Raw genomic sequence first — 14,728 nt, 5'->3', positions numbered from 1 at the left:
AGATTCGCCGCGAGCGCCGCGTGCCACGGGCGCGGAACACTCCATCAAAACCGGGCTGAGTCTGCTGCTGGACGTCAGCCCGTCGATGAGTCGATCAAGCGTTGACCGGCACAGCTTTGGGCCGGCGATACAGGATCGTTGTCGGTGTGCAGCACGGCCAGCCGTCGGCACGCAGCAAAACAAAGTCGCTTTGAAAAGCACCTCCGGAAAACCGGGCGGGAAGGCCTAAGCTCATTCCAAAAAGATATTTATTTAATCTTTTTAAGATCGTTTAGCTTTTAACAAAAGAAACGTGCGGCGCCTCGCTTGCTGCGTTTTTTCGCTTCAGGTCAACCCTCTTCGAGGTCATTGCCTAAAGCTCCCAGTCCATTTTTTCTACCCTTGATCGGCCACCCATAAGGCCGTCAGCGGTTCGTTGCCCGGAGCCCTCGTGACACTTATTCAAACCTCTTTGGCAACGGTACAGATCGACTTGCCTGAACGATTGGCCCCACCCATCGACGATAGCGCCGAGGAGGGCGATGTTGTCCTCGAACTGCGAGGCGTCACTAAAGCTTATCTGCGCAAAGGCGGGTCGCCGTTGCCGGCTGTCAACCATGTCAGCTTGAAGGTCCGGCGCGGCGAAGTGCTGTGCCTGATGGGCACCTCCGGCAGTGGCAAATCGACCTTGCTTCGCCATATCAATCGTTTGATCGAACCCACCAGCGGTGAGGTCTTGATTGAAGGTCAGGCTATCAGCGGCTTGAGCCACAAAGCGTTGCGGGATTTGCGCTCGCGGCGAATCGGCATGGTGTTCCAGCATTTCGGTCTTTTGCCCCATCGCACGGTGCTGGACAACGTTGCGTTGCCTCTTGAGTTACGCGGCGAATCCGAGGCCGTCCGGCATACAGCGGCCACGCGACAGTTGCAGGCGATGGGCCTGGAGGGATGGGGCGAGCATTATCCCCACGAGTTGTCCGGCGGTATGCAGCAACGGGTCGGTCTTGCGCGGGCATTGGTGACTGATCCGGATATTCTCCTGATGGACGAGCCTTTCAGCGCACTGGATCCGACCATCCGGCGCGACCTGCAAAGCCACTTTCTGGCTTTGGTACGCGAGCGCGGGATCACCACGTTGCTGGTCACGCACGATCCTGCCGAAGCGGTCCGTCTCGCTGACCGGATAGCGGTATTGCGCCAGGGACGTCTGGTGCAGTCGGGCACCCCGAAACAGCTGCTCGAGACGCCGGCCGATGCCGAGGTCGCGGATTTTTTCCGCGATTGCCTTCCTGCCGCACCGGTATTGCACGATGCCGGTGGCGCGGTACGTCAGGCTCCCGAAACGGCACCGAAGGAGCAACCGGTTCAGCCGGGCTTGCGCGGCTGGCAAGCCCTGTTGCTCGGGCCGGCAGCGCTGGCGGCGCGGGGCCGAGGCGGGTTGTTCTGGCTCGGGTTCGCCGCAGAACTCGCGGCCCTGGCCACTGCGGTGCAAGGCATTGCGAGCGCATCCTGGATATCGGTCGTGGCGGGATTGGCCGTGCTGGCGGCCAGCCGTTTCACCGCGTATTCGCTGGGCCGTCAACCGGTGCGGCGCGCCGTTTCGAGTTGGGCGTTGCCGCTGGCGGTGCTGCTGGTCAGTCAGGCATTGGTGATCTGGCGGGTGTTGACGCCCGATACCACCCAGGCGCTTTTGCAGTTCCCAGCCAGTCGCCAGGCGCTATTACTGACTGCACAGAGCGTGGATGACTTTATCGGTTGGTCACAGGTGACGTTCGAGAGCGCTTTTGTCGGCGTGATCGTTGCGGTTCGCACGGTCATTGAAGGAATCGAATCCCTGCTCGGTTGGCTGCCCTGGCCGGTTTGCGCGCTGGCGCTGGTATTGCTGGCATGGCGCTCGGCGGGCCTGGCCTTGGCGCTCACCAGCAGCGCAGCGTTGTTGTATATCGGCCTGTTCGGGTTTTGGGAGCGGACAATTGCCACGCTGGCGCTGGTTGGTTCGTCGGTGCTGATCGCACTGGTGATCGGCGTACCCACCGGCATTCTGCTGGCGAAGCGGCCATTTGCCCGCAGGCTGCTCACGCCTTTGCTGGATGTCATGCAGACCCTGCCGACCTTTGTCTATCTGATTCCCGCTGTGGCGTTCTTTTCGGTGGGCAAGACCCCGGCGGTCATTGCGACGGTGATTTTTGCCCTGGCACCGATGATTCGTCTGACGTCCCTGGGCATTCAGGAAGTCCCGAAGGATGCCGTGGAAGCGGCAATCGCCCATGGAGCAACCCCTTGGCAAACCCTGGTGAAGGTGCAACTGCCGCTGGCGCGAAGATCCCTGTTGCTGGGGATCAATCAGACCATTGTCATGAGCCTGTCGATGGTGGTGGTTGCTGCCCTGATCGGCGCTGGAGGGTTGGGTTACGACGTCATGACGGCGTTGCGCAATATCAAGGGCGGCGAGGGCGTGCTGGCCGGCGTGGCGATCGTGCTGTGTGCATTGATCCCCGATCGAATCATTCAATCGAGCTTGCGCAAGCAAGACCATCTGCATAACTGAACTGTGAGACTTATCGTGGCAAAACATCTATTGCGTAACTTGAGTGCGGCTGCAGTGCTGGCCTCCCTGATCGTGCCGGTCAGCGTGATGGCCAAGGACAAAATTGTCATTGGCGAGCAGAACTGGACGGGGGCCATCGCCATTCAACACATTCTGGGTGAGGTGATCAAAACCCGTCTGGACGGTGATGTGTCGTATCTGGCCGGGGACGTGCCGGTGCTGTTCAGTGCGGCGGCCAAGGGCGACGGTTCTGTGGATGTGCTGACGGACATCTGGCTGCCCAATCAGTCGGCGGCGTGGGCCAAGTACGTCACCGGCGGCACCCGCTCACTGGTGCCCAATGCTCACCCTTATGCCGGCGAACAAGGCTTCTACATTCCCGGTTATCTGCAAGACAAGTACGGCGTCAAATCGATCTACGACCTGAAAAAACCGGAAGTGGCCAAGCTCTTCGAGCCAGTGGGCGGCGGCAAGGCCGAACTGCTGGTGGGGCCGGCGGGCTGGGAGTCGACGTATATCGGCCAGATCAAGGCCAAGGACTACGGCTTCGCCGATAAATTCGAGTCCGTGTCGACGGAAGCCTCGGTGACTTACGCCAAACTGGCCTCGGCTTACAAGGCGCAACGCGGCGTGGTGTTCTACGCCTACACCCCTGACTGGATTTTCTCGGCCTATGATCTGCGTCGCCTGGAAGAGCCCGCGTTCGATGGCTACGCCCAGGACAACAAAAAAGAAGATCCTCTTTACAAGGCGGATGGCTGCTGGAAATTCGTCAGCCCGACCGTCGATCCCGACTGGCTGAACAAGAGCCACATCACCTGCGCCTTCCCGGATGCCAAGGTGTACGTCCTGGCTTCCACCGCACTGCAAAAGCGCGCGCCGAAAATTGCCGAGTTCCTGCACAACTTCTCCATCGACCCGGCACAGTTGAACGGACTGATCCAGAAGATCGAAAAGGAGAAACAGCCAGCAGACGTCGCCGCCAAGGCCTGGGTTCAAGCCAACCCTTCTACTGTTGACCAGTGGGTTGCAGGGAAGGCGCAGCAAGTGAGTTCAGCCCAATGACCAGAGCGAACGTACGTGTGCTCGATGGCGGCATGGGGCGCGAGTTGAAGCGAATCGGCGCACCGTTCCGTCAACCGGAGTGGTCGGCCCTCGCACTGATCGAAGCGCCAGAGTATGTGCTGCAGGCGCATCAAGCGTTCGTGACAGCGGGCGCCCGGATCATCACCACCAACAGCTATGCGGTGGTGCCTTTTCATATTGGCGATGAGCGATTTGCCGAGCAGGGAAGAGCGCTGGCTGAGCGCGCCGGACGGCTGGCGCGGCAGGCCGCCGGCGAAAGTACCGATGAGGTCACCGTGGCCGGGTCGTTGCCGCCGGCGTTAGGGTCGTACCGGCCGGATCTGTTCGATCATCAGCGTTCAGTAGCGATCCACCGCGAGCTGATTGCCGGATTGCGAACGCACGTCGATGTTTGGCTGGCCGAAACGCAAAGCTCTATTGCTGAAGTGCGGGCGGTGGTCGAAGCCCTCGGAACGGATCCCGCGCCACTTTGGGTGTCATTCACGCTGTTGGACGAAGAGGGGCGGGAGCCGCGATTACGCTCAAACGAGGCCGTTGCCGATGCGGTTCAGGTGGCGGCTGAGCTGGGGGCCAAGGCGGTGCTCTTCAATTGCAGCCAGCCGGAAGTGATGGCCGCGGCCTTGATTGAGGCACGCGCTGTGATTGAAAACCTGGATCATCCTGTCGAACTGGGGGTTTATGCCAATGCTTTCCCCCCTGTCAGTGCCAAAGCCGAGGCCAATAGCGATTTGTTGGAAATTCGGCGCGATCTGGGCCCCGAGTCTTACCTGGACTGGTCGAAATCATGGGTTGCCGCAGGGGCCAGCATTGTCGGCGGATGCTGTGGAATCGGCCCGGAGCATATCGCCCAGTTGCATTTGCACCTGCAGTATCTAAAGGGTGAGGAGGCCGCGCATGAGTGATTTTTCAGGCGAGATTCTGTCAGAGCAGGCGACATTCGGTGCCGGCTGCTTCTGGGGGGCGGAAGCCTCATTCCGGGCATTGCCGGGTGTGCTCGACACCCGCGTCGGGTTCGCACGGTCAGACTTGGGCGACGCCACCCTGATCGAAGTCGTGCAAGTCGACTTCGACCCCCGACTCATTTCCTACAGCCGTCTCGTCGAGCACTTCTGGACACTGCACGATCCCACGTCAGTCGACCGGCAGGGGGCGGACGTCGGGGCGAAATACCGTTCCGCGCTGTTTTTCAACAGTGCCGAGCAGTCCCGACTGGCGCTTGTCGCCAGGCAGCAGCTGGATGCCAGTGGCCAGTTGGGCAAGCCAGTGGCTACGGTGATCCTGCCACTGGGTGAGTTTCAAAAGGCAGATGAAGAACATCAGCGCTACCTTGAAAAGCATGGTGGCAGCGCCTGTTCCATTTGATGCATAGGCAACGCTTTTGCCGTCTGGGCCGGGGCGTTGCAATTGCTCGGCGAGGTACAGGTCACTGGGACGCGGATCGATCTGCGGAAAAGGTGCCGTTTCAGCATTGCCGATTCTGGCGACCAGGTTGTCGGCTTGACGGCCGCTTTGGAGCCAGATGGCGTAACCGTCGAGAAAGCCAGAATCGCCTCGCAATAGAAAGCCTGGATCGCTCGCAGGTGCGCCACAGCCATGTTGTACGCAGGGTGCCTGAGGCGGCCGAATCTCGCTTGGCTGACCTGGACCTTCTGTTGGTGCAGCGGCAGGCCCAGATTGAGGAGCTCCAGCAACAGCGTGATTTCTTTAAGCGTGAACGGCACGATGCCCAGGGGCAAAATCAAATTCTCCAACAGGAACTCCACTTGCTACGACTCAAGGCCGAGCAGGAGCGAATCACACAGGAGAACTATTTGCGTGGCGTTGAGGATCGGGCTCACCGCGAGGTTGATCGGGCCCGGGAGGAGGGGACAGCCGCAGTAAGCCAATCAAAAGTAGCCAGCCGCAGGTGCGACGACTTGCGACGTAGGTTGGAGTCGGCCCAGAGCGAGCTCAGCCAAGCGGAGCAACGTACTGCGGCGCAGTTGGCCCGCGCAGAAACTTTAGAACAACAGTTGATTCAGATACGCCAGCTGTCAGAGATCAAGCGCAAGCCGCGAGTCAGAAAAAACCGACATCAAGCAACCCTAAAGACTAACCGCAGGTGTCAGCTAGCGGCCATTAGAGAACCCTCAAAAGCGACCGCTATCGGCCATAAGCGGACGCTCGGAAGCGACTGCTATCGGCCAATAGGAGACACTCAGTCACTAACAGCCAAGTTTTCTGGCTCGCCAGAACGCCGTTAGAAAGTGAAAAATGGAGGTCAGTAAGATGGATCTATTAAGCCAGCCTGGCCCAGAATTCTTCTGCAGATAAGCTAATGGGGGCTTTAGGTCGAGTGAGGTGAATCTCTAACGGTATATCCCAGCTTTCGTCGAGAGCTCTGACCAGCCGCCCATCAGCCATTTCCTGCTCGGTCAGGCTTTTTGGTAACCACGCTACGCCCTTGCTTTCCAGTGCCATGGACATCAGAACCGCCGCAAGATGGCTGCTAAAAAGCGGCTTGAGGTGAAGGTAGTCTTCCTTGCCGTGGAGTCGGTGAGCGACGATACGGCCTAGACCGGATTCCTGGGTATATGCCAAATAAGGCAGTGTTTCCGGGGACGTACCCAACGTGGCAGAGGCACTCGCCAAGGGTATGAGCACATCCTCTCCGACCTTTTTCCCGGTGAACTGATCAGGGGCCAGCAGGGGTGGAACGTCGGGGTGGCGATGGCAAAGCAGAAATTGAACCTGGCCGTGTATCAGCATCTGCTCGCAAACAGCCATGCTGTCTGAATGCAGACGTACGGCATCTATCGGCGCGCCATTTTCTGCACTTCTCAACCACCTTGGGAAGAAGGTAAATGACAACGAATGAGTGGCTGCAAACTGCAGCGTTTTGGCGGCCATCCCAGCCACTTCCTGTGCCTCGGAGCGCATCCGGTACAAGCGTCTGGCAGCCTCTTGGGCGCTAGGCAAAATCTGTCTTCCAGCCTCGGTCAACGTCGCCCCCTGGGGGGTGCGTATGAACAATTCGACACCCATCCAATTCTCAAGAGCGCGGACTCTGCGACTGAAGGCAGGTTGAGTAACGTGGCGCGCTTCAGCCGCCCGCACAAAGCTGCCGTACTCCGCAAGCGCTGAAAAATCCTCAAGCCAAACGAGTTCCAAGGGCAATGCCTCCTGTGCATAGGGCGCGGCATTAATAGCATTGGGCGGGTGTCATCGCAAAGCATAACGTGGGGCCACCAACAACAAGAGGAACCCGTCATGCGTATCGTAGACATCCGCGAAAAAACTGTTTCTATCGCTTCTCCCATTGCCAATGCCTACATCGATTTTTCGAAAATGACCTGCTCGGTCGTTGCTGTTGTCACGGATGTGATTCGCGATGGTAAACCTGTCATTGGCTACGGCTTCAACTCCAACGGTCGCTATGGTCAAGGCGCGTTGATGCGTGATCGCTTCCTCGCGCGAATCATGGAAGCTGATCCGGATACTCTTATCGACCATGAGAACAACAACCTGGATCCGTTCGCCATCTGGAAGACCCTGATGACCAACGAAAAGCCAGGTGGTCACGGCGAACGTTCAGTTGCAGTCGGCACCATTGATATGGCCGTGTGGGATGCCGTTGCCAAGATCGAAGGCAAGCCTCTCTATCGTCTGCTGGCTGATCGGTACCGTAACGGCGTGGCCGATGACAAAGTCTGGGTCTACGCAGCAGGTGGCTACTACTACCCAGGCAAAGACCAGACCAAACTCAAAGCAGAAATGCAGAGCTACCTAGATCGTGGCTACGACGTTGTCAAAATGAAGATCGGTGCAGTGCCACTGGACGAAGATATTCGTCGCATCGAAGCGGTACTCGAAGTGGTTGGGGACGGTCGTCGACTGGCGGTCGATGCCAACGGTCGCTTCGATCTTCAGACCGGTATTGCTTATGCGGAAGCCATCAAGAAGTACAACCTCTTCTGGTACGAAGAAATCGGCGACCCGCTGGACTATGCACTCCAGGCTGAGCTTGCCAATCACTACGAGCTGCCGATGGCTACCGGGGAAAACCTGTTCTCCCATCAGGACGCTCGTAACCTTCTGCGCCACGGTGGCATGCGCCCTGATCGCGACTTTCTGCAGTTCGACTGCGCGCTGTCTTACGGACTCGTTGAGTACATGCGCACCCTGAAAGTGATGGACGAAATGGGATGGTCTTCCCGTCGCGTGGTTCCGCACGGCGGCCACCAGATGTCCCTCAATATCGCAGCAGGCCTGCACTTGGGTGGCAACGAGTCTTACCCCGATGTGTTCCAGCCTTTCGGCGGCTTCGCTGACGGAATCAAGGTGGAAAATGGTTATGTCGGTCTGCCTGATATTCCAGGTGTTGGCTTCGAAGCCAAATCCGCTTTGTACGCAGTCATGCGTGAGCTAGGCGAAGGCTGATTTTCCTCTATCTGTGGCCTCCTTCAGGGAGGCCGCAGAGTCAGGCGTCACCCACTGATGCCAAGCCACATGCCCATCACAAAAATAAAATGAGGTGCTTCCGTGGAAACTTCCAAGTCCCGCTGGTATAGCCAGCTGTATGTGCAGGTGCTGATCGGTATCGTGATCGGTGCAGCAATCGGTTACTTCGTGCCTGATATTGGAGCCAAGCTCCAACCCTTCGCCGATGGTTTCATCAAGCTGATAAAAATGCTGCTGGCCCCCATTATCTTCGGTACGGTCGTCGTCGGTATCGCGAAAATGGGCAGTATCAAGGAGGTCGGACGGATTGGCGTAAAAGCGCTGATCTACTTTGAAATTCTATCGACTATCGCCTTGGTCGTAGGCCTTATCGTGGTGAACATCGTCAAGCCTGGCGTCGGGATGAACATTAACGTCAACGCGCTCGATGGAAATGCTATCAGCAAGTACAGCCAGGCCGCGAGTGAACAAGGCGGTACAATTGATTTCTTCCTTAATATCATTCCCCACACGTTCCTCGGCGCATTCTCCAACGGCGTCATGCTGCAGGTCATTCTGCTTTCGGTCTTGATGGGAGTTGCCCTGGTTCAGATGGGCGAAACCAGCAAGCCGCTGATCAACACTATTGATTTGTTCCTGCAAGGCCTGTTCAAGATCGTTGCAATGGTCATGCGCTTGGCGCCGATTGGTGCGGGTGCAGGTATGGCGTTCACTATCGGCAAGTACGGGATTGGCACCTTGCTGTCACTCGGTCAGTTGCTGATCGCGCTCTACATTACAACCTTGATTTTCATTGTGGTGGTGCTAGGCACGGTGGCCAGATGGTCAGGCATGCCACTCATGCAGTTTCTCCGTTATTTCAAGGACGAAATTCTCATCACTCTTGGCACCTGCTCAACCGAAGCAGTGCTGCCACGCATGATGGTGAAACTTGAAAAACTTGGCTGCAAGAAATCTGTAGTGGGCATGGTGCTGCCAACGGGATACACCTTCAACGCAGACGGCACCTGCATCTACCTCACCATGGCCGCGATCTTCATCGCCCAGGCGACCAACACGCCACTGACCTTCGTTGATCAGATGATCCTGCTAGGCGTATTCCTGCTGACATCCAAAGGGTCAGCTGGTGTCGCGGGTGCGGGGTTTGTCACGCTGGCTGCAACACTCACGACCATCCACTCCATTCCTCTGGTCGGACTCGTTTTGCTTTTGGGCATTGATCGTTTCTTGAACGAAGCGCGGGCCGTGACCAATCTGATCGGCAATGGCATCGGCACCATCGCCATTGCCAAGTGGGACAACTCGTTCGATGTCGAGGCTTGCGAACGTGAGATCGCCGCAATGAAGCAAGAAAAGGCGGCAAGCAAGGCATCGCTGGCGCATAAATAAACTACAAAGCGATCCGGTCATTCCCATCTAAACGGTTATGACCGGTAGTGTTTTCCATGCCTTCTTCCGCGTGGAGAGACCTGATTGGAAAGATTGATGGAGCCAACATGATAGAGCGATCACATCATGATTTACGCAAGGTGTTTGGTGAGTTACTCCAGGGAGACACCTGCAAATTTGCAGCTTCCGTATTCGATCCGATCTCAGTTCGGATGGCATACGACCTTGGCTTTGACGTTGCCATTCAAGGCGGCTCCGTTGCGTCGCTTCAGGTGCTCGGCGCACCTGACATTGCATTACTCACGCTGGATGAATATGTCGAGCAGGTTTCCAGGGTCGGACGGGCAAGCCAGATTCCGATCATTGGGGATGCTGACCATGGCTTTGGTAACGCGCTGAATGTGATGCGAACAGTCACAGAGTTACAGAAGGCCGGCGTTGCAGCCCTGACACTGGAAGACACCCATCTACCGGCCAAGTACGACGAGCAGTCGCATGTGCTTATTGAAAGGGAAGAAGCCGCAGCCAAAATCTATGCCGCGCGATTTGCCCGGTCGGATGATGCACTCAGCATCATCGCCCGTACGAATGTGGCTGTGACCACTTTGGACGACTCCATCGCTCGCACTGCGGCTTATCAGAAGGCTGGAGCAGATGCTATTTGCCTGGTCGGTGTTAAGGACTTCCAGCACCTAGAAGCACTTACGGCACATCTCAGAGTGCCGATCATGCTGATCAACTATGGAAATCCTGCTCTGAGCAATGTTGAAAAATTGAGTGCTGCCAATGTGCGGATCGTGGTCAATGGGCATGCCCCCTATTTGTCCGCAATCAAAGCAACCTACGAGGCGCTACGCGAACAAAGCGGCACGGAGGGGAGCGAGCTATCCCTTCCTGAGCTGCTTTCTAAATACACACTCTCGGACAGTTATCGTGAGTGGGCAAAAACCTTTTTGAAGTCAGAGCACGATTCAAATTGATATTGGAACAGGTGGAATACGCCGTCATGAAAAAGACAATCCTGGCCTTCAGCCGGGTCTCCCCCAGCCTGCTTGAACCTTACAAAGACGACTACGACGTCATCATCATTAGCCCTGAGCTTGGTGATATGGACGCCCAGTTCGAGGCCGCTATTTCGAACGCTCACGGGCTGATTGGTGGAAGTCGTCGTCTGGGTGAAGCTGAGCTGGCTGTGGCTGTAAATCTTGAGATCGTCTCAAGCATATCGGTTGGCTACGACAACTATGACCTCGACTACTTCAACCGCCGAGGGATCATGTTGACCAATACACCAGATGTGCTGAACGAAACCACTGCTGATCTGGCTTTGGCCCTGATCCTCGCCACAGCAAGGCGCATTCCTGAGCTTGATTCCTGGACTAAAGAGGGAAACTGGACACAAACCATCGATGCATCCCAATTTGGGTGCGACGTTCATGGAAAGACGTTGGGCATTATCGGTCTGGGAAAAATCGGAGAAGCCATCGCACGCAGAGGCCGCTTTGGTTTTGGCATGACCATTTTGTATAGCGGCAACAGTCGTAAACCAAAGCTTGAACAGGGACTTGGTGCGAGGTTTGTACCGCAGGAAGAGCTTTTAAGCGCGTCTGACTTTGTTTGTCCGGTCGTGCCATTGACGGACGCCACGAGGAATCTAATCGGACGCAAAGAACTCGCTTTGATGGGCCCGGAAAGTATTTTGATCAATATCTCGCGTGGGCCTGTCGTGGATCAGGACGCACTCATCGAGGCTCTGCAAGAAAAGACAATCCGGGCGGCTGGTTTGGACGTTTATGTGAAGGAGCCCCTGACGAACTCCGAGCTTTTTAACCTGAGAAACGTCGTCACCGTACCTCACATTGGCTCTGCGACGACTGACACCCGCAACGCAATGGCCAAGCGAGCCCTGGAAAATTTGCTTGCGGGTCTGGAAGGTCGCCAGCCGAGGGATCTTGTGCGCTTCAAGAAGTAAGAAGAAGTAGGGCGGATTGAGCTCAAAATTGCCGGCAATATGGCTGCTCTCCGGGTGACGTACATGGTAAGGGGGCGGCGAGAGTTTTCTGAGGCAAGCCAGCTTTGCGCAACATCTGCTTCTGGTGAACGCGATCTGTCCCCAATTAACTCTGACCCTCTTTTCCAGTTGGGTATTAGACCTTGTTTTTCAGGCTTTCAGGGCTCCCAAAACATAGGCCATCCATCACCAGGTTCATCAATCTGGACAAGCGAGATCGCCATTCGCTCTGAGTATCCATTTGCCAGATGCCGGCGATGGCTAGAAAAAAGTCATCGTTAGTGATCCCGGTACGAATCGTCCCCGCGTTTTCGTTCGCTCTTAAAAGCAACTCGGCTGCATCTTGAACTGGAGCGTAACCCGACTTGCCAGGGAAGTCGTAAACGGAGGCCGCTTGTTGGATTGCTGTAGCGAGTCCTGCCTTTGTCATTGCATATTCGGCAAGGCTATCCATCCACTCTCGGAGGGCTTCCTTCGGGGGTCTTGTTGCGAGCAGCTCTTGTGCCAACAAGGCGATCTGCTGCATTTCGAACTGATAGACCTCGAATACCAGCTTCTCTCTGGTAGGGAAATGGCGATAAAAAGTTCCCTGTCCTACTCCAGCCTTTTTCGCAATCGTACTCAGCGGAACTGCAGGATCGCTGGTCAGTTCAACCACTGCGACCTCCAGAATCCGCTCCCGATTTTTCTTGGCGTCAGAACGCATCACCAACTCGTCAGGCATGAATAATTTTCCCTCATTGCATTGCTAAGCGGACAACTGTCCGGTACGGTTTGCAAGTGGACACTTGTCCGCTTAAGTATCGTTTCTGGAGTTTACTATGAACAGCACTGGCAACACGATTCTGGTTACAGGCGGCACCTCAGGCATAGGCCTCGGGCTGGCGCTACGGCTTCATAAAGCGGGCAACAACGTCATCATCGCGGGACGTCGCAAGGCTCTGCTCGACAAAATCGTGTCGGAAAATCCTGGCATTGAATCAGTATTGCTGGACGTTTCTGATGCTCATTCCATCCAGCGCACCAGCGAAGCGCTTGCGATCAGCCATCCAAATCTTAACGTTCTCATCAACAACGCAGGGATCATGCATTGGGAGGATCTGACTGATCCGGGATACTTGAGTACAGCGGAAGATATCGTGACAACGAACCTGCTAGGCACGATTCGTATGGTGTATGCGTTTACTCCCCAACTAATCAAGCAGCCTGGCGCGACAGTGATCAATGTCAGTTCATCTTTGGCATTTGTCCCGCTGCCAGCCACGCCCACCTACAGCGCAACCAAAGCGGCAGTTCACTCGTTCACTCAAAGTCTTCGAGTGCAGCTGGAAGCCTCGCCAGTTGAGGTTATCGAACTTGCGCCACCGGGTGTGCGTACCACATTGCTCGGCCAGGAAAACGACGAGCATGCGATGCCGTTGGAGGAGTTTTTGGATGAAGTCTTCGAACTGCTAAAGATTTCTCCCACTCCACCTGAACTCGTCGTTGAGCGGGCTAAGCCCCTGCGGTTTGCTGAGGCAAGCGGGTCACATGATGACGTGCTGAAAATGCTTGCGGGATACAAACCACCGGCAGAATGAGTCATTGCTCTGAAGCGCGCCCTGTGTCCAGGTGAGCAGATTGCATCTGCTTACCTGCAGGCCGAATCGCTCAATCGGTGTGTTCACAATTTCGCTGCCTGATCCAGGGCATTTCATCTGAAAAAAGATTGGAAGCTTCAGAAGCTGTTGACACCTGTAGGAGTCGAGAATAATTTATGTAGCACACTACATAATAGCAGGCGATATATATGAGTTCGACGCAACGAAGCGTAGCCACAGAACTTTCCTTCGCGCTTAACGCTGCCGCGAACCGGATGGTTCGATTGCACAAGCCGTTCCTCGAACCACTGGGCCTAACTTTTTCGCAGTACCTGGTCACGCTTGAGCTCTTGAACGGGTCGCCTCGATCTGTGAGCGACTTGTGTGAACGTCTCGACATGGAGACCGGCACGCTTACACCGTTACTCAAAAGGCTGGAAGCTGCCGGGGTGATTACACGCACACGTGATGCCGTCGATGAACGCCGAGTGCTTATAGACCTCACGGCGTCTGCCCGCGGCATGGAGGATGAACTTCGTAGCATCACTGACAAGATCAGAACGGCGTGCCAGCTCACGCCCGAAGACCTTCAGGAGCTTCATCGCACGCTTGAGGGTTTAGCGCGACCGGCTATCAGTTAATACCTGCCTCAGAAGCAGCTGACAGAGGCATAGCTTTTAAGGTGATGCCACAAACAAATGAAACACCGGCTCTCCGAGCCGCGATGCATTTGTAGAACAGATCGTGTAGGGAGAGGCTCTGTTTGTTAGCACTCGCTGAGGCTTATGTTGTGAACATCCAGCTCCAAAGATGAGGAATCTCTATGAACGTCGGAATTATCGGTAGCGGATTTATCGGGGGAACGCTTGCAAGACTGCTAAGCACTGCTGGCCATACAGTAAGAGTTTCAAATTCACGCGGGCCGCATACAATTGATCCTGACGTGCTCTCCACGGGTGCAATTGCAGTCACGAAAGAAGAGGCTTTGGTGGGTGCTGACGTCGTAATTCTCTCGATACCTTTTGTACGAATTCCAGATCTTAAAGCGCTTCTCGAAGGCCTTCCTGAAGACAGCGTGATCATCGACACATCCAACTATATACCTGCGCGGGACGATCGATTGGATGCAATCGAGAATGGGCAGCCCGACAGTGTATGGGCATCCGAACAAGTTGGCCGTCCCCTCGCAAAAGCCTGGAATACAATTTACTCCGCCTCGCTAAATGAAGCTGGCAGGCCAGCTGGCGATCCGGAGCGCATTGCCGTCCCTGTCGCGGCTGATCGTGATCATGACCGCGTTGTGACAATGGCACTCGTCGAGGATTCCGGATTCGACGCCTACTATGCTGGTTCGTTGGCTGAATCCTGGAAGCAACAGTGCGGCACGCCCTGCTATTGCACTGAGGTGACGCTTGAGTCTCTGCCCCAGGCACTGGCTGACGCGGATCTGGCGCGCTCGCGAAAGCGCCAAGATCTCTTCTTTTCGGTATATAACGAGAGATTCGGCAATATTGGAACAAACCCAAGCCGCAACTACATTGTTCAGCTTTCCAAGCTAATTTATGCGTGAGCTCGTTATGATGACACATGGATGACGATCTGCAAGGTCGCCATGCATATCAAGTTTCTAAATCATTATGCAGACTAACAATGTCTCAGGCGCATATGCTTTTTAATAAAATAAGCGCGCCGTGT

The 14,728-nt window shown here is 55.9% G+C and carries 13 protein-coding genes and 1 pseudogene; 12 read left to right on the top strand and 2 right to left on the bottom strand.

The genetic code is table 11. The features are described from left to right. Positions 1-466 precede the first annotated feature (466 nt). The 5 genes and pseudogenes from QRN46_RS16350 to QRN46_RS16330 form a co-directional block, all read left to right on the top strand. Positions 467-2,527, top strand: a complete 2,061-nt coding sequence (locus tag QRN46_RS16350; protein ID WP_285356114.1) for an ATP-binding cassette domain-containing protein — start codon at positions 467-469, stop codon at positions 2,525-2,527. 87 nt (positions 2,528-2,614) lie between these two features. Next, positions 2,615-3,592 (top strand): ABC transporter substrate-binding protein, encoded by a 978-nt coding sequence (locus QRN46_RS16345; RefSeq protein ID WP_502942405.1) that lies wholly within the window; start codon positions 2,615-2,617, stop codon positions 3,590-3,592. Continuing rightward, the gene (locus tag QRN46_RS16340; RefSeq protein ID WP_201818568.1) at positions 3,589-4,515 is read left to right on the top strand and encodes a homocysteine S-methyltransferase family protein; all 927 of its coding nucleotides are present in this window, start codon (positions 3,589-3,591) and stop codon (positions 4,513-4,515) included. Before QRN46_RS16345 ends, QRN46_RS16340 begins: the two co-directional genes overlap by 4 nt. After that, positions 4,508-4,975, top strand: coding sequence for a peptide-methionine (S)-S-oxide reductase MsrA (msrA, locus tag QRN46_RS16335; RefSeq protein ID WP_285355885.1), 468 nt, complete (start codon positions 4,508-4,510; stop codon positions 4,973-4,975). Before QRN46_RS16340 ends, msrA begins: the two co-directional genes overlap by 8 nt. Positions 4,976-5,226: 251 nt before the next feature. Further along, positions 5,227-5,682 (top strand): annotated as a pseudogene (locus QRN46_RS16330) (DNA-binding protein); the annotation flags it as partial. 208 nt (positions 5,683-5,890) lie between these two features. On the opposite strand, the gene QRN46_RS16325 reads toward QRN46_RS16330, so the two are convergent. Continuing rightward, on the bottom strand, positions 5,891-6,763 hold the full coding sequence (locus tag QRN46_RS16325) for a LysR family transcriptional regulator (RefSeq protein ID WP_064598756.1): 873 nt from the start codon (positions 6,761-6,763) through the stop codon (positions 5,891-5,893). 99 nt (positions 6,764-6,862) lie between these two features. On the opposite strand from QRN46_RS16325, the gene QRN46_RS16320 reads away from it, so the two are divergent. The 4 genes from QRN46_RS16320 (at position 6,863) to QRN46_RS16305 (ending at position 11,414) form a co-directional block, all read left to right on the top strand. Next, the gene (locus tag QRN46_RS16320; protein WP_064598755.1) at positions 6,863-8,032 is read left to right on the top strand and encodes a mandelate racemase/muconate lactonizing enzyme family protein; all 1,170 of its coding nucleotides are present in this window, start codon (positions 6,863-6,865) and stop codon (positions 8,030-8,032) included. A gap of 102 nt (positions 8,033-8,134) precedes the next feature. After that, positions 8,135-9,442 (top strand): C4-dicarboxylate transporter DctA, encoded by a 1,308-nt coding sequence (gene dctA, locus QRN46_RS16315; RefSeq protein ID WP_011334186.1) that lies wholly within the window; start codon positions 8,135-8,137, stop codon positions 9,440-9,442. Between the two features lie 107 nt (positions 9,443-9,549). Further along, entirely contained in the window at positions 9,550-10,422 is an 873-nt protein-coding gene (locus QRN46_RS16310; RefSeq protein ID WP_011334185.1) for an isocitrate lyase/PEP mutase family protein, read from the top strand. 26 nt (positions 10,423-10,448) lie between these two features. Next, positions 10,449-11,414, top strand: coding sequence for a 2-hydroxyacid dehydrogenase (locus QRN46_RS16305; protein ID WP_201818573.1), 966 nt, complete (start codon positions 10,449-10,451; stop codon positions 11,412-11,414). Between the two features lie 175 nt (positions 11,415-11,589). On the opposite strand, the gene QRN46_RS16300 is transcribed toward QRN46_RS16305, so the two are convergent. Beyond that, the gene (locus tag QRN46_RS16300) at positions 11,590-12,177 is read right to left on the bottom strand and encodes a TetR/AcrR family transcriptional regulator (protein WP_011334183.1); all 588 of its coding nucleotides are present in this window, start codon (positions 12,175-12,177) and stop codon (positions 11,590-11,592) included. A gap of 97 nt (positions 12,178-12,274) precedes the next feature. On the opposite strand from QRN46_RS16300, the gene QRN46_RS16295 reads away from it, so the two are divergent. From QRN46_RS16295 to QRN46_RS16285, 3 genes are all read left to right on the top strand, one after another. Continuing rightward, on the top strand, positions 12,275-13,033 hold the full coding sequence (locus tag QRN46_RS16295; protein WP_011334182.1) for an SDR family oxidoreductase: 759 nt from the start codon (positions 12,275-12,277) through the stop codon (positions 13,031-13,033). A gap of 209 nt (positions 13,034-13,242) precedes the next feature. Then, positions 13,243-13,674 carry a MarR family winged helix-turn-helix transcriptional regulator gene (locus QRN46_RS16290; RefSeq protein WP_011334181.1) on the top strand — a complete coding sequence of 144 codons (432 nt, stop codon included), beginning with the start codon at positions 13,243-13,245 and terminating at the stop codon, positions 13,672-13,674. Between the two features lie 182 nt (positions 13,675-13,856). After that, positions 13,857-14,603 (top strand): NADPH-dependent F420 reductase, encoded by a 747-nt coding sequence (locus tag QRN46_RS16285; protein ID WP_011334180.1) that lies wholly within the window; start codon positions 13,857-13,859, stop codon positions 14,601-14,603. Positions 14,604-14,728: the final 125 nt, after the last annotated feature.

The sequence above is a fragment of the Pseudomonas sp. lyk4-R2A-10 genome (genome assembly GCF_030209075.1).
Lineage (GTDB): Bacteria > Pseudomonadota > Gammaproteobacteria > Pseudomonadales > Pseudomonadaceae > Aquipseudomonas > Aquipseudomonas glycinae.
The sequence above is the reverse complement of the archived record's forward strand: the minus strand, read 5'-3'. Positions and strand labels throughout refer to the sequence as shown.

Bases quoted from the DNA above. Each gene is read 5' to 3' on its own strand.
- QRN46_RS16290 (WP_011334181.1), top strand. From the start codon at position 13,243: ATGAGTTCGACGCAACGAAGCGTAGCCACAGAACTTTCCTTCGCGCTT.
- QRN46_RS16285 (WP_011334180.1), top strand. From the start codon at position 13,857: ATGAACGTCGGAATTATCGGTAGCGGATTTATCGGGGGAACGCTTGCA.
- QRN46_RS16340 (WP_201818568.1), top strand. From the start codon at position 3,589: ATGACCAGAGCGAACGTACGTGTGCTCGATGGCGGCATGGGGCGCGAG.
- QRN46_RS16295 (WP_011334182.1), top strand. From the start codon at position 12,275: ATGAACAGCACTGGCAACACGATTCTGGTTACAGGCGGCACCTCAGGC.
- QRN46_RS16345 (WP_502942405.1), top strand. From the start codon at position 2,615: ATGGCCAAGGACAAAATTGTCATTGGCGAGCAGAACTGGACGGGGGCC.
- QRN46_RS16320 (WP_064598755.1), top strand. From the start codon at position 6,863: ATGCGTATCGTAGACATCCGCGAAAAAACTGTTTCTATCGCTTCTCCC.
- msrA (WP_285355885.1), top strand. From the start codon at position 4,508: ATGAGTGATTTTTCAGGCGAGATTCTGTCAGAGCAGGCGACATTCGGT.
- QRN46_RS16300 (WP_011334183.1), bottom strand. From the start codon at position 12,177: ATGCCTGACGAGTTGGTGATGCGTTCTGACGCCAAGAAAAATCGGGAG.
- QRN46_RS16305 (WP_201818573.1), top strand. From the start codon at position 10,449: ATGAAAAAGACAATCCTGGCCTTCAGCCGGGTCTCCCCCAGCCTGCTT.
- QRN46_RS16310 (WP_011334185.1), top strand. From the start codon at position 9,550: ATGATAGAGCGATCACATCATGATTTACGCAAGGTGTTTGGTGAGTTA.